The organism is candidate division WOR-3 bacterium (assembly GCA_029858255.1).
Lineage (GTDB): Bacteria > Hydrothermota > Tepidihabitantia > SM23-42 > SM23-42 > SM23-42.
The window spans coordinates 12417-29924 of sequence record JAOUFJ010000018.1; the positions used below are offsets into that span (position 1 = coordinate 12417).

Annotated in this window: 15 protein-coding genes; 12 read left to right on the plus strand and 3 right to left on the minus strand. The window is 47.9% G+C overall.

Annotated features, from left to right (window positions below; genetic code table 11):
* Positions 1 to 62 precede the first annotated feature (62 nt).
* From dapA to OEV79_08420, 11 genes are all read left to right on the plus strand, one after another.
* Positions 63 to 941 carry a 4-hydroxy-tetrahydrodipicolinate synthase gene (gene dapA, locus OEV79_08370; protein ID MDH4211448.1) on the plus strand — a complete coding sequence of 293 codons (879 nt, stop codon included), beginning with the start codon at positions 63 to 65 and terminating at the stop codon, positions 939 to 941.
* Positions 938 to 1861, plus strand: a complete 924-nt coding sequence (locus OEV79_08375; GenBank protein MDH4211449.1) for a homoserine kinase — start codon at positions 938 to 940, stop codon at positions 1859 to 1861. The genes dapA and OEV79_08375 overlap by 4 nt, the downstream gene beginning before the upstream one ends.
* A 66-nt stretch (positions 1862 to 1927) precedes the next feature.
* On the plus strand, positions 1928 to 2962 hold the full coding sequence (locus OEV79_08380) for a homoserine dehydrogenase (protein MDH4211450.1): 1035 nt from the start codon (positions 1928 to 1930) through the stop codon (positions 2960 to 2962).
* Positions 2963 to 3034: 72 nt separating this feature from the next.
* Complete coding sequence (locus tag OEV79_08385; GenBank protein ID MDH4211451.1) at positions 3035 to 4525, plus strand: sodium-dependent transporter; 1491 nt, start codon at positions 3035 to 3037, stop codon at positions 4523 to 4525.
* 79 nt (positions 4526 to 4604) lie between these two features.
* Positions 4605 to 4721, plus strand: coding sequence for a MetS family NSS transporter small subunit (locus OEV79_08390; GenBank protein MDH4211452.1), 117 nt, complete (start codon positions 4605 to 4607; stop codon positions 4719 to 4721).
* Positions 4722 to 4808: 87 nt separating this feature from the next.
* Positions 4809 to 5699, plus strand: coding sequence for a cyclase family protein (locus tag OEV79_08395; protein ID MDH4211453.1), 891 nt, complete (start codon positions 4809 to 4811; stop codon positions 5697 to 5699).
* Between the two features lie 16 nt (positions 5700 to 5715).
* Positions 5716 to 7035 carry a hypothetical protein gene (locus OEV79_08400; protein MDH4211454.1) on the plus strand — a complete coding sequence of 440 codons (1320 nt, stop codon included), beginning with the start codon at positions 5716 to 5718 and terminating at the stop codon, positions 7033 to 7035.
* Between the two features lie 331 nt (positions 7036 to 7366).
* Positions 7367 to 7756: a hypothetical protein gene (locus OEV79_08405; GenBank protein ID MDH4211455.1), complete on the plus strand. Its 390-nt coding sequence runs from the start codon at positions 7367 to 7369 to the stop codon at positions 7754 to 7756.
* A gap of 46 nt (positions 7757 to 7802) precedes the next feature.
* A complete protein-coding gene (locus tag OEV79_08410; protein ID MDH4211456.1) occupies positions 7803 to 9314 on the plus strand; it encodes a hypothetical protein in 1512 nt (503 codons plus the stop codon).
* Positions 9315 to 9396: 82 nt separating this feature from the next.
* On the plus strand, positions 9397 to 10767 hold the full coding sequence (locus OEV79_08415) for a radical SAM protein (protein ID MDH4211457.1): 1371 nt from the start codon (positions 9397 to 9399) through the stop codon (positions 10765 to 10767).
* The gene (locus OEV79_08420; protein ID MDH4211458.1) at positions 10754 to 11677 is read left to right on the plus strand and encodes a hypothetical protein; all 924 of its coding nucleotides are present in this window, start codon (positions 10754 to 10756) and stop codon (positions 11675 to 11677) included. The genes OEV79_08415 and OEV79_08420 overlap by 14 nt, the downstream gene beginning before the upstream one ends.
* 77 nt (positions 11678 to 11754) lie before the next feature.
* On the opposite strand, the gene OEV79_08425 is transcribed toward OEV79_08420, so the two are convergent.
* The 3 genes from OEV79_08425 to OEV79_08435 all read right to left on the minus strand — a co-directional run bounded on the left by OEV79_08425 (position 11755) and on the right by OEV79_08435 (position 15996).
* On the minus strand, positions 11755 to 13071 hold the full coding sequence (locus tag OEV79_08425; protein MDH4211459.1) for a radical SAM protein: 1317 nt from the start codon (positions 13069 to 13071) through the stop codon (positions 11755 to 11757).
* 14 nt (positions 13072 to 13085) lie between these two features.
* Positions 13086 to 14432 (minus strand): glycerate kinase, encoded by a 1347-nt coding sequence (locus OEV79_08430; GenBank protein MDH4211460.1) that lies wholly within the window; start codon positions 14430 to 14432, stop codon positions 13086 to 13088.
* 121 nt (positions 14433 to 14553) lie between these two features.
* Entirely contained in the window at positions 14554 to 15996 is a 1443-nt protein-coding gene (locus OEV79_08435; protein MDH4211461.1) for a hypothetical protein, read from the minus strand.
* Between the two features lie 215 nt (positions 15997 to 16211).
* Here OEV79_08435 and OEV79_08440 point away from each other — a divergent pair, with 215 nt between their 5' ends.
* Positions 16212 to 17459 carry an adenylosuccinate synthase gene (locus tag OEV79_08440; protein ID MDH4211462.1) on the plus strand — a complete coding sequence of 416 codons (1248 nt, stop codon included), beginning with the start codon at positions 16212 to 16214 and terminating at the stop codon, positions 17457 to 17459.
* The last annotated feature ends 49 nt before the right edge of the window (positions 17460 to 17508 follow it).

A 17508-nucleotide genomic window follows, 5' to 3' on the forward strand; every position in this document is an offset into this window, starting at 1 on the left:
ACATTATACGAAGCGTTACCGTGTGGTATTGAGATGAACAAAGTGAACGAAAGGAGTTGAGCATGCTGCAAGGTGCCTATACACTTCTCGTAACTCCATTCAACCAGGATATGAGTTTGGATGAAAATGGCCTGAGAGTTTTGGTAAAGAGGCAGGTCGAGGCCGGCGTGCATGGTATCGCGCCGTTGGGTGTGACCGGTGAGAATTCGCTGATGTCGGATAGGGAGATCGCACGGGTGGTTGAGGTTGTTGTTGATGAGGTGAATGGAAAATGTCCGGTAATCCCTGACACCTGCACGAGCAGTATAGAAGCGACGCTGGAAAGGATAAAGATCTTTGAAAAGATCGGTTGTGGTTATGTGTCGGTTTTTGTACCCTATCTTGTTCTGCCTAAAGAGGACGGCATCATACGGTTCTACGAGCAGGTTGCTGATTCTTCAAAGGTTCCGATCCTGATACACAATTCACCCGGGCGTGTTGTTGTAAACCTTTCTCCTGAAGGTACCGCACGGCTGGCACGACACCCCAATATCATTGGTATCAAAGAGGGGGTAAAACTCCTTGATCATCTGGCTAAGATCGTCTACCTGACGAGAGACGAGGATTTCAGTGTTTTCACGGGTAAAGATACGACATTGTACCCCTTGATGTGCTTTGGTGGACATGGCAATTTTGCGGTCGCCGGAAATGTCATACCGGAAGTCATGAGAGATATCTACGAACATTGCGAGCGGGGTGAGAGGAACAAAGCCCAGGAACTTCACTACAAGTACTTCAGCGTTTTCGAAATATTGAGGGCCGAGGCAAATCCTATTGCGGTCAAGGAAGCATTGAACCTGATGGGATTACCAGGAGGTAAGTTGCGCTTGCCGCTGACAGAACTCAGCGCGTCGAAGAAGGAAAAGCTGGTAAAAATACTGAAAGAGAAGGGGTTGGTTTGAAGGCAATAACCGTTCGTGCGCCCAGCACGATTGCGAATCTTGGTCCGGGTTTTGATATCTTTGCTATGGCTCTGGAACATCCGTATATCGAACTAACCATGCAGTTGACCGATACAAATTCGGTTGCCTTTAAGCTTGACGGGTGTCGTGAGGACATTCCGGGAGAGCCCGAAAAGAATTGCGCCGGGTTGGCGGTTATTGAATTGCTTAAGAGAATAGACAGCAAAACGGGCGTGCTCATCGAGCCGCGGCAGACGATCAGCGTTGGCGCGGGCTTGGGGTCATCCGGTGCATGTGCGTCTGCATCGGTTTACGCATTGAACAAGCTTCTCCAACTAAATCTCCATAGTAATCAAATGATCGAAATCGCCAGTCAGGGAGAGGTTGCGTCTGGCAGCGTAGCCCATGCTGATAATGTTGCGGGTGCAATGCTGGGTGGATTTGTGATCGTCAAGAATTACAACCCGATCGATGTCATAAGGATAGATGTACCAGAGGTGCCGATAGTGATAGGTGTGATGAGGAAAACACAGCGTACCACAAGAACCTATATCCCGAAGAGCATGGATCTCACTCTGGTCAAGGAACAGCTGTCTTTGTGTTCACTCGTTGTTCACGCCATCATGAAGGGGGATATTGAGGAACTGGGTAAAGCGATCAACAATGACCATATTTCTGAGCCGGTTCGCTCGCAGTCGATCCCCGGATACAAAGGTATTAAGAAGAAGTTGCTCGAAAACGGTGCTTTCGGCTGTAATGTGAGTGGAGGCGGGTTGTCGATATTTGCCATCTGTGAACAGAGGCGGACCAAGGATATTGCTGATATAATGAAGAAGGCGTTTGCACATGAGAACATTGACAGTGAGATAATCGTCACCAGAGCAAGTAATGATGGAATAAGGGAAGTCGCCAGTGAATAGCACGGGTTTGGCTTCTTTGAAGGCAAGAAATAAATCGCGGAGGGTCTTTCAATGCAAGGAGGAAAAATGAGTTATAATCTGGCATTCATAGGTTTCGGGGTCGTCGGGCAGGGGCTTGCACAGCTGCTCGATGAGAAACGGGACTATCTTAAAGACAGTTTCGGATTGGAGTACAAGGTAACGGCTATTTCTGACCCGGTCAAAGGGTCGGTCTATCAGGAGGGAGGTCTCGATCTGAAAAAGATCTTGGCTCAGGTCGACAAAGAAGGTAACATAAATGGATATGACCAGGGTGTCAAAGGTTGGGACAGTCTGAAAACGATCAACGACACCAATGCGGATGTGATCGTTGAGGTGAGTCCAACAAATATTGAAAATGGAGAACCGGGTATTTCTCATATACGTGCTGCCCTCGGGGAAAAGAAAAATGTTATTACCACCAACAAAGGGCCTGTAGCACTATTTTATAGGGAACTTTCCCAACTTGCGAAGAAAAATGGGGTGGTATTGAAGTTTGAAGGGACAGTACTGAGCGGAACGCCGGCCATCAATCTATCGCTCGAAGCACTTGCCGGTGCTGATGTACGCGAGATCAAGGGCATAATGAACGGCACGACTAACTACATGTTAACCAAGATGGCCGAGGGGCAGAGTTATGAAGAGGTTCTCAAGGAGGCGCAGAGGCTCGGTTATGCAGAGACAAAACCCGATGCAGATGTCAAGGGATGGGATGCACAGGCGAAAATTGTCATTCTCGCAAATGTAGTAATGGGTGGTATGCTGACCCCCGGGGATGTTCCAACTGAAGGAATAACTCAAATAACTCTCGATGATATCGAAAACGCGCGTAAGGATGGCAAGAAATACAAGTTGATCGGTCACGCGTGGAAAGAGGGCGGCAAGGTGATGGCCAGGGTTTCACCTCAATTGGTCGGTGCCGAGGATTTTCTGTATCATGTAAACGGGGTGATCAATGCGTTGACCTTTGATACCGATGTGTTGGGCAAGGTGACGGTTGTCGGCCCTGGCGCGGGCAAGAAGGAAACCGGTTTCTCGCTGCTCGTTGATTTTCTTAATATGCACTGTACTCGCGCTAAATGATACACGGTGATTTCGCCGTGGTTGACATGATGTCGGGTTTGCTGTAGAGTGACATTGTAAGAGGGAGGTAAAATGAATGAGGGAAGGGAGAGGTGGACTTCTAGAACCAGCTTCATAATCGCTTCGATCGGTGCCGCAATAGGTCTTGGCAATGTCTGGCGTTTTCCATACATGTGCTATGAGAACGGGGGCGGGGCATTCCTTATCCCATATTTTGTAGCGTTGTTTACGGCGGGTATTCCTTTGATGATCGTGGAGTACGGTTTGGGGAGAAAGATGCAGGCTGGCGCGCCGACAGCATTTGCAGGTGTTCGCAAGGGAACGGAATGGATTGGCTGGTTGGCATTGATGGTGGTCATGCTGATATTCTTGTTCTATCCGGTCATCATGGCATGGTGTGTCGATTATGTAGTCTATGCTTTTAATCTGAGCTGGGGGACAGATGCGAAGGTTTTCTTCGAACAGGATTTTCTGCAATTGAGCGGCAGCCCCGGGATCCTGGGTGGCATCAGGTGGCCGATCGTGATCGGTCTCGCGGTTGTGTGGTTGGCGATATATCTCAGTCTGTTCAAAGGCCTTAAGGCTTTGAGCAAAATAGTATTCTATACAGTGATCACTCCGTGGGTGATACTGGTGATCATGGTCATAAGGGGTCTGACACTACCTGGAGCGATAGAGGGTTTGAAATTCTATCTTACACCCAATTTTGCAGCACTCTTGAATCCCCGGGTCTGGCTGGCCGCTTATGGGCAGATATTCTTCACCCTTTCACTGGCCATGGGGACGATGATCGTTTATTCCAGCTATCTTCCGAAAAAGAGCGACATCACCAACAATTCGTTCATGGTTTCTCTGGCGAATTGCGGCACGAGTTTCTTTGCGGGGTTCGCGGTATTTTCAATATTGGGTTATTTGGCGCAGGCGATGGGAGTAAGCGTGCCGCAGGTGACACAATCGGGTTTTGGCCTTGCGTTCATAACTTATCCAACTGCGATAAGATTGCTACCTTTTATCCCTGCGTTCTTTGGAATCCTCTTTTTCCTTTTGTTGCTCACTCTTGGTATCGATTCCGCATTTTCGCAGATCGAACCCTTTGTTGCTGGGTTCACCGACAAATGGCATTTTAACAAGAAATTGGTTCTGCCGGTTGTCTGCGTATGCGGATTCCTAATCGGTATCATATTCACGACGAGGGGCGGTTACTACTGGCTCGATATCATTGACTATTTCGCGAGTTCTTATGGCCTGACGTTCGTCGGACTTCTTGAGTGCATTGTCATAGGCTATATCTACAAGGCGCATAAAATGCGTGAGTACGTCAATGAAGTATCTGATTTCAAGATCGGTAAATGGTGGGATGTCTGTATCAAGATCATCACGCCGGTCATTCTTGGTATTTCTTTGATTCTGAACATAATAGCGCTTGTCCGGAAAGGCTATGGAGGCTATCCTACATGGGCAACGGCCGTAGGTGTCTTAATAACACTTGGCATTATTGTGATTTCCTTCGTGTTGATGTCGATCAAAGCCAAGGCAGTACACGAAGAAGGTGCGGAGGATTGAGGCGATCCGGGCTGAGATAAAGCCCTTGACTTGTGATGAATCTCTGATATAATTGCTAGACTATGGATGGGAGGAGTCTATGCCAGTATCGGCGATAATCATGCTGGTCCTCGGCTGTACTATCCTTTACGGGGGGCTGGTTTACTGCATTTCACGATCTATCAAGAAGAAAGAAAATACGGAAGGAGGTGGTTAGAAAAACTTGACAGGTGTTTTGTCGTAGATGAGGAGGTGACGGATGAAGCGGAGAATATCGATTGTATTGCTGGGAGTAATAACATTAATGGTTCTTAGCAATCTGCAGGCGGAAGACATGGACATGTGGGGGATGTACGAGAAGTACTTCAAGAAATGTAAATATATTGACCTTACGCACGCATTTCACCCCACGCAACCGGTTTGGCCGGGCTTTGGTCATGCGAGATTCGAGGCAACTGAAGCAGGTGCAGATCTCGGTGATTACGCCTCTATGGGTGATGTTTTCACATATAAGGATCACGGTTTCGTCGCCACATCTTATTGGATTCCTACTGACCAGTACGGAACACAATTGGATCCGCCGGCGCACTGGGATGAATACGGGGCAACGATAAGTGATCTTCCAGCGACTTACTGCATAAGACCGCTGGTTGTGATCAACATCGCTGACAAGGTGGCAAAGAACCCAGGATATCACCTCGGTATGGATGACATCAAAGCCTGGGAGAAGAAATATGGTAAGATCCCCGAGGGCTCGGTTGTAATGGTGCGATCTGATTGGTATAAGGGATGGCAGACGAATGAAAAGTTCAACGCGAAACCATTCCCTGGTGTCGGTCTTGAAGCAATCAAGTTCTTACAAAATGAACGTAAGATCTTGTTTCACGGCCATGAAGCTCTGGACACCGATACTACGCCGAACCTCGAGGGTGAATACTGGTTGATGCACAATCACTTTTGTCAGGCTGAGGGTGTCGCGAATCTTGATAAAGTACCTGAAAAAGGTGCGCTAATTGCGATCGGTTATTCCAAACCGCTGGGTGGCACTGGTGGGTATGCCCGTTATATTGCCATCTGCCCGCCCGACTGGAAATACGGTGTTTCCGTTGATGAAGCACCGGGTGCACCTTTGCCCAAACAACCATACCCTCTGATGAGGGATGAGAATGGTGTAATGAAACCAACCAAACCTTAAAAACTAAGGAGGAAAGATGCATAGTAAGGTATTATGTGTAATGTTGGCCATTTTTGTAGGATCGCTGGCGTTCGCGGGAAAGCCAGAGATTACAAACAATGGCACGTTCTATATCTACAGCTTTTTCTGGCAGAATGCGGATTTTGACACTGCTACATCTGATGGCGATCAATTCTTCTATATGCATGCTGATGTCGGAATCATGGCTGACTTTGGTTCCGGGGTCACGAGTCAGGTGACGGTCGGCGGCTGGGGTACATTTGGCAAGCACCCCATAACCGGTGAGGGCGAGGAATGTCCATCGCCTGGTCAGGATGTCGCAGTACGCGAAGCATACATTGATCTTGCAAAACTGTTCGACAGCCCGCTGAATTTCCGGGCTGGCAAAATGCACGTTCTGCAGGGTGAACAGGTCTTTGACGGCGGCGAAGATGGCGTGATGGGTGCCAAGTTCTACGGCAGCACCGAGATGGTCGATTATGACCTGGCCTGGTATCGCCTTGAAGAGAACGGTGGTTGCTGGTATGCCGGTGCTGTTAGCGAAGTGCCGGATGACCTTGATCTATTCGGTGCCTGGATAACGGGTAAGTTCCTGGAAGGTGCGTTCAGGGTTGCACCGTACTGGTTCTGGAGAACGACATCTGCCGAGATGGAAGGTGTGATGATGGACGACAACCCGATGTGGCTCGGTGGCAGGGTAGATATCGGACCGATCGCTGGATTGACCGTCAATGGTGAATTCACGATGATGATGGGAGATAACCAGATCGATTATGAGGATACCCTTTTTACTGACATGACCGTTAATTACAAAGGCATGCATGCCCTGGGCAGAGTGTCGTATGCTCCTCCAACACTGCCGATCTCAATCGGTGGTGCTTATGTCATGCTGAGCGGCGATGAACTCGATACGCTCGGTTTGCCGGATGACGAGAACCAGGCGTACGAATCCCCGATCTGGGGTCCGTACACCTTCGGATTCTACAAATGGTGGCCGGGATTTGGTCCAGCACACACGATGACGACCGCATACGGCTTTTCGCTTGTTGCGCCGTTTGACCAGATGTCGACTAACATCAATGTCATAAACGCGAACCTCGGTTTCCATCAGGGGCCGTTCATGCTGAGAGGTGATTTCTTCATGTATTCAAAGAACTGGGTACCTGATGGTGATGAGAGTGACATGGGCATGGAATTCGCCTTGCTCACCACCTACACCTACAGGAAGACGATCACGCTCGGCGCCACAGCAGGTTACTGGATGCCAGGTGATTATTTTGGGACTGACCTTGACCCGATGATTGGTGGTCATCTCTTTACTTATATCACCTTCTAGTACCTCCTTTTTTCATCAGGGGCAGGATCTTCCTGCCCCTTTTTTTTGCGCCGTGCTAAGTCATTGCGAGTCCGGTCAAGGCAGACGTGGTAATCTCGGGTATGTCTATTGACATCAGCATGAGATTGCTTCGTCGTCGTTCGACAAACTCACGACTTCCTCGCAATGACAGCGAGTAGTAGTTGGATGTCATTGCGAGGAATCCGCCGTAGGTGGATGACGAAGCAATCTAACTTCATCTCTATATCGATGTATCAGGGCATCAGCGATCTATGCACGCGATAAATTGACACGGTTGATAATTTGTATACAATGGAGAAAAGGAGGTATAATGAATTTACCGTATGGTGAAATAAAGGGGAATATTCTGATCATGAAATTCTCGACTGCAGATTTCTCGATAGCTTCGGTGATGAATGCCATCAAGATCCATATTGATGTGATCGAGAATATGGATGTGGTATTCTTGGGTGCGCAGACCGAGATCGTTGCAGGTCCAACGCCGGTTTTTCTACCCGTGCCCGTGGTGGCTCAATTCGAATATACGGCAAAGGGGTCGGCAAAGGATATCCTCCAGAAAGTATATAAAATTGTCTGGCAGGGCATTGTCGCCTCGTTCCCGGATGAGTCATGCTGGTCTGAGGCAAAAGAGGCATATGCTGCATTCATTGCGGCTCAGTCCGACCTTTTGAGAGCAAGGGTGGAAGCTTCAAAAGAATAGCAGGTACAAGAAGAGTCAATACCTCGTGTTCCGCAATTAGACGATAATGTTCAACCTGTTTCTGATTGCACTGATCTCACTGACGGCTGATCTGCGTTGGGTAGAGGTCGATCTTTCACTATGGCAGGACGGTCGGGCTGATTTCGTGTACAAGGTACGATACAACGTGCTCTCAGGCTCCATGCACGGCTTCTACCTCCAGGGCATCTCGGTCGTACCATATTTCAACTTCGATGATTCATACGCGCTCGATGATTATGGCAGGCGCTATCCGCTCGAAATAAAGGACATGGGTGACAAATATGACGTGCTATTGGCACGAGGCGAATCCTTTGGCCCCGGTGAGATAACCTATATCATACACTTTGGCGGGGACCTGGCGAAGAGCGACAATCTGGCAACTACACTGAGCGAATATGGTGAATTGGTAGTACTGCACTGGTCGCCGCCCCAGTGGGATGAGCCACTTGAACACTATACGGTCTACGTCTATTACCCGATAACCGTACCTGGTCAGGAGGTGGATCCTGATGACTACGGCTTCAGAACCGAAAGGTTCATGAATGAACAGTATTTGTTGTCCTATTTCGGACAGCCGTATGGAGGTGAGCATTTCTTTGCTGTGCGCATACACAAGAACAACATAGACGCGCGCGAAAAAATGATGATCCAGCAATATGTGCCTGCCACTTATTTCAAGACCGATCGTTTTGGTCAGATCGAGATAGAGACTGAGAGAGAAAAGCAATTTTCATTTCCGTATGAATTGCTGTATATGGTTCTATACGTCATACCTTATCTTTTCTACTCTAATCGTAAGGCGCGTAACATGAAAGGCGCCTACAGTGACGTGGCCAGTCTGCAGTGGCTAAGAAGTGACTGGGTCCCACCAAAGATCGAGGTTGCCACGTTCAGGAAATCGGGCAAGGTGGCAAAACTAGACCTGATCGAATCCGCATTTCTTCTGGACTATTCTGTTAACAAGATACTGACGATATTGTCGACTCAGTTAACCGAAAATGGGATTATCGGCATATCATCGAGGGACCCTTTGAGAATAGAGGTGCTCAAACGACCTACAGGATTACGCTATTACGAAGCGGCCTTCCTCGACGCCGTGAAAACAGACGGGTCAATGGATGAAAGCGGCTTAAAAGCACTGATGGGACAGGTGGTAGAGAATGTTTCGGCCAAAGCGTGGGATTGCGACCTGGATGCGACGAAATCGTACTACACAGAGAAAATCGGCGCACCATCAACCGAAGAGCCGATCGACGCTGAATATGATAAGAGGGATTATTATGACTACTTGATGGGACGCGAGTTTTCAAGACGTAGATTCTACGATCAAACCGAACAGGGATTTGTTGTGTACGGTGATCCGGTCAGGAGCTATTCGGCCTTTGTTCGATCAGATGCCTGCCACAGTGCATGTTACGTGCACACGGCTTGTCATGATGCTTGTCATTCGGCATGTCATTCGGCCTGCCATTCGGCTTGTCACTCGGCATGTCATTCGGCCTGCCACTCGGCGTGTGTGAGCGGAGGAGCACACTAGTGGACGAATATCTAAAGCTGGAAATGCCTAAACATCTAAAATCACAAATTCCTAAATACCTAGAATGAACAAATTCTTAAAAATGAAAATACCTAAAGTCCTAAATGGAAAGAAAGTCATCTGGGAAAAAGATGATTATGGGGTGGATGGTCTGCCTCGTAACTCTATGCAGGAGTTTGACTTGCGCTGGGTTGATGAGTTTATCCGAAAGATCAAACCATATGTTTACGTGCGTGAGATCGACCGGCTCTTGATCCTCATTCCCAATCAGGCATACGGGTTGAACGAAACGGGTGTAATGATAATGAAACATCTACTTGGTGGCCACACCACTGACGCACTTCTGCAAAAACTGGGCGATGACCCGTTCAAACGCAGAGATGTGCATCATTTTTTCTGTGATCTCAGGGCGATAGTGAGTGGTTGTTTGCGAGATAATGAACGGCGTATTGCCATTGACTATCATGAGTTCACTGGTGACATCAATAGATATCCGGTCCTTTCAGAAATCGCGGTGACCTACCGGTGCAATCTTAATTGTGAATTCTGTTATGTGGGCGATCATCCGCAGAGGGAGTTGAACACCAATGATTTGAAGAAAATCATTTTCAAAATCTACCGTGAAGCAATGATCCCGTCAGTGAGCTTCACGGGCGGTGAACCATTACTGCGTGAGGATATTGTGTCATTGGTATCATACGCCTCGCAGCTCGGAGTTTGGACGAACATCATTACCAACGGTACGCTGCTTGATAGGGATGTTGTGGTTGCGCTCAAGAAGGCTGGATTGTCGAGCGTTCAAGTCAGTATTGAGGGGTCCAATTCGGACGTACATGATTATATAACCGGCAAGAGGGGTGCCTTCGATTCTACAATTTCAGGCATCAGATTACTTAAAGAGGTCGGAATTCCGGTCCATACAAATACTACGCTATCGAAGAACAACATCGCACATGCGCTTGAGATAGTCAACCTCGCCAGGCGTCTGCGACTGAGCAGGCTGTCAATGAATCTGTTGATCCCTTGCGGCCGTGCTGCCGGTAAAAAGGAAATCTGGATGTCCTATTCGAAAATAGGTGATCATATTCTCCGGGTGAAGCGTTATGCCGAGGAACACAATATAAAATTCCTCTGGTATTCACCAGTGCCGTTGTGCATCTTCAATCCTATTGCGCACGGTCTGGGTAATAAGGCATGTGCGGCGATAACCGGATTGCTTAGTATCGACCCGGCGGGCAATATCATCCCTTGCTCGTCGTGGCGTGAACCGGTGGGCTCGTTGCTGCGCCATAGTTTCAGTGATCTATGGCAGTCGGAGAAACTCCACTGCTACAAGCACATGGAATACGCCCCGGATGAGTGCCGTCGATGCGCGCATTTTAATGAATGTAAGGGGGCGTGTCCTTTGTACTGGCAGGCCGTTGGGAAAGGGGAGATAATTGGGCGACCCTAAAGTATATCTTATATTCGACAAGATAAGTCCGCACCTTCGCGTCGTGGTTTCGGCAGTGCTCATTGCTGCCGGATTCCTGATACAGCTCAGCACGCATAACATCCTGGCAGGAATACCCTTCATCATCTTCTGCGCTTTGTTAAATATCGTTAAGAGTATTTCAATCAAGAAAGCGGTGCCTGAAAAAACCGAATGGCAGGAGGTCACTACGCGAAAGATCGATGAAGTCATCGAACACTGCCGCAAGATAAAGAAATTCAGAAGTGGCAATCTTGGATGTTTGCTTGGCTTTGTTATTATCCTTGTGTTCTTCGGAGGATTCCTGTTCCCGATCCTGGAGGAAATATCAATTCCTTTCCCTCTGCTCGCGACAATAGTCAACGCGTTCGTTCTATTCATCGGGCTTGGGTTGAGCGGGCGGAAAAGTGCTTGGATGCCTCGAGCTCTGGATACTAAGGTTGATATCGTCAAAGGCATAATCGAGTCGCCTCTCGTAAAGAACGATCCGGGCATTCGAGCAGTTCCCTATCTTGAGATCGGGCACGCCCAGCAGGGGACTTTTCCACACGATACGAGGGTTCTTATCAAGTTCATAGATGCACCCGATGATTTCATTGGTGTGCAGGGGCAGATTTCGATCAACACCGTGAAATCCCGCGAGTATCCATATTTCTACGTTGTGCTGATCGCACGTCCTGATTTCGGATTGCTGGAGAAATTCAGATCATTGAAGATCGTGCTGAACAACATGACAGTTGAAGAGAAAAAAACTACGGAAGTCGACGTGATCGTGCTCAGGCAGACCACGACAAAGACTTCCGGGTACCATACAGACCAGAAGATGCAGGAATATATACTCACCAGCGGCATTAAGGCCGCCAAGAAATTGTTGTCACCCTCCAAGATCTAGCCAATATTTACGTAACACCGCCACCTGTCAAAAAATTATTAGATTGCACGGATGACAATTTTCGTCTGATCTTCGAGTTAGGTTTTGTTTTTCGTGAGCAGGCGTTTGATCTTTTTATACAGGGCAATTCGTGGTTTGGGATAATACCAGGTGTAGAACAGATTGTTGTGATAGAGAGGGTCGGTGTTCTCATCAAATCCGGTTTTTTCGTATTCGGCAGTATACGGGATGGGTGAGAATTCACAGAGATGAGGATTAACCCCGAGGTCATGACATAATTTGATGGAATCGATGACTTCTTCATGACCCTGGTCGGGCATACCGTAAAGCACATAGGTTTGTATTTGAGCCGGCGCAAAACCTGCCCTCGTCAGTATTCGGACAGAATTCATGAATTCTTCGGTGTTCACCTTGCCGCCGGTCTGTTGTTGAACAGCGGGATTGGTCGTCTCCAGGCTGAGATAAATGGTCTGGAAATTCGCCTTGGACATTAGCCCGGCGATATCCTGCGTGATGTATCTGCAGTGCAGACCGTTCGATGCGTGGAGGTTGAGGTCGTATTTCTTCTCGATGATCTTCTTGAGCAGTTCCGGAAATGATTTGTTGTACAGCAATGCATCGTCGAAAAAGGCGATGTCATTTGTTTTTCCTGCAAAACGAGAAAGTTGCTCGAGAATTTCGGTATTCGGTGTCACAGCGAACACGGGGCACAATACTCGGGTTGCACAATATGTACATTTGAATGGGCATCCACGTGAAGTCAGAACGACCCCATAGTTGAGCTTATCATACAGCGAGAAATCCGGTATTATTCCTAATGCGTTGTTATCGTTGTTTTGAGAGTACCCGAGTTTCCGGAGCAGATTGGGCAAATTCGCTTCTGCCATACCGGTGACTACTATGTCCGCTCCGGAATACTTCAGGGCATGGGCTTCACAGAGGGTGGCGTAAATACCACCAAGAATAATTTTCGCTCCTTTGAACTTTTCTCTGAGGGTTCTTATTGCCTCGAACGCACCAGGATACCAGTAGGTCATAGTCGAAGAGACAAAAATGATATCGGGTCTTTCTATTCGCTCGATTGTGTCCGTAAAGATACAAAGAGGCAGGCCATATCTTTTGTAAAGACGGGGAACTTTCCGGTATAATGCAGGTTTATCGACCACCTCAAAATGGTATTTGCCGCGTCCGAACCGGTCAGTTTTTGTGCCCGTGCTGTAATACGGGCTGCTGCGGTCCATGCAATCTATCAGTGTGATGTCGAAACCGGATTTCCGGAGCAATCGGGCGACGATCAGAAGGCCGAGAGGTTTGTTCCAGAAATCAAATGCCTTGAAGTCATAAACCCAAGGATTGATCAACAATGCCCTGGGTCGGCACCCTGCGTGTTTCATGTCACTAAGTTCTTTCAGTGCAGCAGCACGATTTGAATATCCATGACATTTGTTTTTGTCGATCCTGTTATCAAAAGGCAACCCGTTGCTTGTAAGAATGTGTGCGCATCGTAGTTGGCAAGCGATTGTTCGATATCAAGTCTCATCGCTCTGGTGCGTTCATATGTATGACTGTCAACTATGGCACCGGCCGCATCGGTGTTGCCATCGATACCGTCGGTGCCCGCGCTGAGTACCTGAACATCTCTGAATCCTTTGATGAGAGGAACTAGAGATAGACAAAAATCCTGGTTTCGACCGCCAATATCAGTACCCTGTACCATTGTAGTCATCTCACCTCCCGAGATGATACATATAGGTACGGTGATAGGGATTCTTTTGAAGTCTTCGATCATTGCGGCGAAAACCTTTGCCACATATCGTGTATCACCGCTGATCCGAGAAGAAAGGATAAAAGGTTCATAGCCTTTCTGTCTGGCCAGCTTTGCGATCGCCTGCAGTGCTGTGATATTGTTCCCGATGATGAAATTTCTTTTGTTCCGGAAAAGTGGGTCGCCAGGTTTTGGTGTTTCGGGTATTTCGCCGCGGCAGCCCCCTTCAAGACGGGTGAGTATATTCGGCGGTGTAGTTTGTAAGAGCCGGTATTTGCGGAGGATATCACATGCTGCGCAGAACGTTGAAGGATCTGGTGCTGCCGGACCAGAGGCAATCGCGTGCGGTGGATCTCCAATCACATCGGAAATGATCAGTGCGGCTGTTTTTGCAGGATGGACAAATCTTGCCAGCTGTCCGCCTTTAACAAGCGACAGGTGTTTGCGTATTGTGTTAATTTCATCGATGTTCGCACCGCTTCTAAGAAGAGTTTCATTCATTTTTCTGAGATCATCTATGGTTATCCCCGCGGCGGGTAAGGTGAAGAGAGCCGAGCCGCCGCCCGACACGAGCAGAATAACAAGGTCGTCTTTTGTCGTATCTCCCATCATCTCCGTAATTCGCTGCGCTCCGTTTATGCCTCTGGTGTCTGGTATGGGATGCCCTGCTTCGGTGACATCTATCCGCTTCAGTTTCGAACCAATTCCATAGGGAGTTATGACTACACCTTTGGTAATCCGATCCAGCAAAATTTGTTCGATGGCCTGGGCCATGGGCAGGGCTGCTTTGCCAAACCCTGCGATCAGGATGCGTTTGAATCTTGTAAGATCATAACATTCCTGGTTACGCAGATGATCTGTAATCGTGAGCAATTCTTTGGTTATGCTGATGCTCCGTCGCGTAATTTCGTACGGGTCTACAGCATCGACTCCGGCAAGAAAGAGTTCTATTATATCCGAGCGGTCTCTGGTCAATGGTCTTTCCATCATTTCAATGCAACTTGCGGGATGCGCTGTGGTGATGTATTCGCAGATGCGGCAACGCCATAGTATTGGAGGGTTGTAGTCGTAGGAATTCTACGCAACCGGTTTTCTTGAAAGCGAGTTTGTATTACTTCCGTAGCAATGATTCGAGGTTTGTTACTACCGAATTGAAAAATTCTTCATTCGGAAAGATGCTCGAGAAGATGCGTGCAACGAATGGCGCAGTTTTCTCCAAAGAAAGGCAATAATGCATCGTCAGAAAATTCTTTCTGAATTCGGCGATTTTGCCTCTGGTATCAACGTTTCTGATTATCACATCGGCAACGTACCCGGCGAGGGTTCTGAAATCTTCTTCGGTCATGCCGTATCGTGTCATTTCCTGAACACCCATCCTGATGCCGCTTGCCTCGAGAAAGGTCTCATCATCAGGCAGTGCCTGGTAGTTCGCTACGATGTTATTCTGCTCAAGCCTTTGGGCGAGTTCGTTGCCAGTGCCGTACTTGCTCACTCTGATCACGACCTGATGGGTGTCTGTGAACCCGTCCTTTTCATCACCTTCAACGTCGATACCTGCATCCTTGAGCGCAGCTGCAAAAGCACGCGCGTTCTTGCGGATCTGAGTTTGGTAATCATGTTTGAAAGTATTCATTTCGTAGGTTGCCATAAGAAGGGCAACCAGTGTGCCGAGATGGTGATTGCTCGTTGATCCCGGAAAAGCACGGCCCTTGATATCGATCCATAAATGCGAGATCGGGCTTTCTTTAGTGATCGTCGATGCTACTATTCCACGCTGTGGGCCGAAGAAAGTTTTATGCGTGCTGCCCGTGACGACATCGGCACCTTCCTCGAAAGGCTCCTGTAATACACCGTAGAGACCCAACACGTGTGCCATATCATACATGATGACAGGTCGCGGTTGCCAGCTGCTGATGATATCGTGCACGAACGCCACTGGCTCTTTGTGGAGGAACATGCTTTTCCCGAAAACGATGAGTTCTGGCTTGTTTTGTTCAAGTAGCTCAGCCAGTTTTCCCGTGTCCGCTTTATAAAGACAATCCTCTCTGACCGGGAAATTAATCACATTCTCCTTGCCCGTTTTCGGGTCTTCTTCTACATAATTGAAGAGCGCGCCCATGGGTTGTGAACTGAGATGACCTCCTTTTGTCAATGCATTGTTCATTACGAGTCTCATTTTTCGGAATGGCTCTCCCTCTTTACGGTCCCGGTTGATGAACTTTACCATTGCCTTGAACACGACCTCATTCGCCATCTGACCGCTGACCGGTCTCAGTTCGATGCGCGGACACCCGAAATATGCAGCCATTTCGGTGTGCAATTCCTCTTCGACGTCCCTGATAAAATCAATGCCCTGATAGAAATATACTTCCTTACCCTTCATTGTGCGGTGCTCAGCATATCTTCCGGAAGGGTCTGAGATCTCGCAAAACTTTACCAGAGGACTGGGTGTAGTTTCCGATGGAATGAGATTCACGCACTCTCCCTGGCGCCACTGATTGTTACTTTCAATTCTTTTGACCAAATGCTCAATTTTCTTCGTGAGTTCTTGCATTGCTACCTCCAATCCTATGCACGGCATAAAGGCCGTGCATTGATGCAGACGGATGAAAACGGATGCAACCGGATGGATGTAGAACGATATACCGTCTGCCCATCAGTCTGAATCCGCCGTATTCCGCCTTCCTCAATAATATTCCTATGAATATTATATGTCAAGGGTTGGACTATTATTGACTTTTACGGCTAATTGGGTAGAATTGACTGAATATGAACCTTGCGATAGTGGGTCTTCAATGGGGAGATGAAGGTAAAGGTAAGATCGTAGATTATCTTGCCCGGAGTTTCGATATCAATGCCCGTTTTCAGGGCGGCTCTAATGCCGGTCATACGGTGCGTTATGAAGGAGAGAAGGTGATATTTCACCAGGTTCCCTGCGGCGTGTTGAATAGAAACACCACAGGTGTTATTGGCGGAGGGTGCGTGCTTGACCCCAAAATTCTCCTCGAAGAAATAGGCAATCTCACCAAATACGATCCCGCGATCAGAGAGCGTATTAAGATATCGAAATTCTGTCATCTTATTATGCCTTATCACATCTTGATCGATGAAATACGGGAAGGGACGAAACAAGCCATCGGTACAACGAAGAAAGGGATTGGCGTTGCGTATGAAGACAAATATGGTCGGACCGGGCTGCGAGTAGGCGACCTGTACAATATTGAATCTTTTGAGAAGAAATTATGCCTTAATATTTCAAGGAAGAATTTAGTGTTGATGGATGTTTATCATGCCGAACCTCTTTCCGATAGCGAAATTTTCGATCTTTATATGAAATACGCAGACGAGTTAAAACCGATGGTTGCGGATGATACGAGAATAGTAAGCCAGGCGATGAACGCTGGAAAGAATGTTTTGTTTGAAGGCGCACAGGGTGCTATGCTTGATGTAGATTATGGTACTTATCCGTATGTGACATCATCACATACTGTGGCGAGTAGTGTGGGTATTGGCCTTGGTATTCCTCCTTACAGTGTGGAGAGTGTTGTGGGAGTGGCTAAAGCATATACGACCAGAGTGGGTCAGGGACCGTTCCCCACTGAAGACAGCGGAGAGTTAGGTAGCCTGCTTCGTGAATCAGGCGCCGAATTCGGCTCGACAACTGGCAGACCGAGACGGTGTGGCCCTTTTGATGCTGCGGTCGTCAGATATGCTGCACGTATCAGCGGCGTAAAGGAGATGATCCTGACGAAGTTGGATGTTTTGGCCGGTTTCGATAAGATAAGAGTCGCCATAGGGTACGAGAACAGTGATGAATTGGATCCCTTCGCTACCGAACTTTTGGTGCCAAGGTATATTGAAGTACCGGGCTTCAAAGAGGACATTTCAGGTGTACGTTCACCTGATGATCTGCCGTCTAATGTTCTGAATTATATACATGTGATTGAAGAAAACACTGGCATAAGAGTGAGCCATATATCATTAGGTCCTGAGCGTGATGCTATTGTAGAGATGTGATTTTACTTTAACGTTCCGATTTCATCGCGACAAATCCACGCAGGTCAAT

What these genes read in the sequence shown, in the direction of transcription:
- dapA (MDH4211448.1), top strand. Translation starts at nt 63, where the DNA reads ATGCTGCAAGGTGCCTATACACTTCTCGTAACTCCATTCAACCAGGAT.
- OEV79_08380 (MDH4211450.1), top strand. Translation starts at nt 1,928, where the DNA reads ATGAGTTATAATCTGGCATTCATAGGTTTCGGGGTCGTCGGGCAGGGG.
- OEV79_08385 (MDH4211451.1), top strand. Translation starts at nt 3,035, where the DNA reads ATGAATGAGGGAAGGGAGAGGTGGACTTCTAGAACCAGCTTCATAATC.
- OEV79_08390 (MDH4211452.1), top strand. Translation starts at nt 4,605, where the DNA reads ATGCCAGTATCGGCGATAATCATGCTGGTCCTCGGCTGTACTATCCTT.
- OEV79_08395 (MDH4211453.1), top strand. Translation starts at nt 4,809, where the DNA reads ATGGTTCTTAGCAATCTGCAGGCGGAAGACATGGACATGTGGGGGATG.
- OEV79_08400 (MDH4211454.1), top strand. Translation starts at nt 5,716, where the DNA reads ATGCATAGTAAGGTATTATGTGTAATGTTGGCCATTTTTGTAGGATCG.
- OEV79_08405 (MDH4211455.1), top strand. Translation starts at nt 7,367, where the DNA reads ATGAATTTACCGTATGGTGAAATAAAGGGGAATATTCTGATCATGAAA.
- OEV79_08410 (MDH4211456.1), top strand. Translation starts at nt 7,803, where the DNA reads ATGTTCAACCTGTTTCTGATTGCACTGATCTCACTGACGGCTGATCTG.
- OEV79_08415 (MDH4211457.1), top strand. Translation starts at nt 9,397, where the DNA reads ATGAAAATACCTAAAGTCCTAAATGGAAAGAAAGTCATCTGGGAAAAA.
- OEV79_08425 (MDH4211459.1), bottom strand. Translation starts at nt 13,071, where the DNA reads ATGAAACACGCAGGGTGCCGACCCAGGGCATTGTTGATCAATCCTTGG.
- OEV79_08430 (MDH4211460.1), bottom strand. Translation starts at nt 14,432, where the DNA reads ATGATGGAAAGACCATTGACCAGAGACCGCTCGGATATAATAGAACTC.
- OEV79_08435 (MDH4211461.1), bottom strand. Translation starts at nt 15,996, where the DNA reads ATGCAAGAACTCACGAAGAAAATTGAGCATTTGGTCAAAAGAATTGAA.
- OEV79_08440 (MDH4211462.1), top strand. Translation starts at nt 16,212, where the DNA reads ATGAACCTTGCGATAGTGGGTCTTCAATGGGGAGATGAAGGTAAAGGT.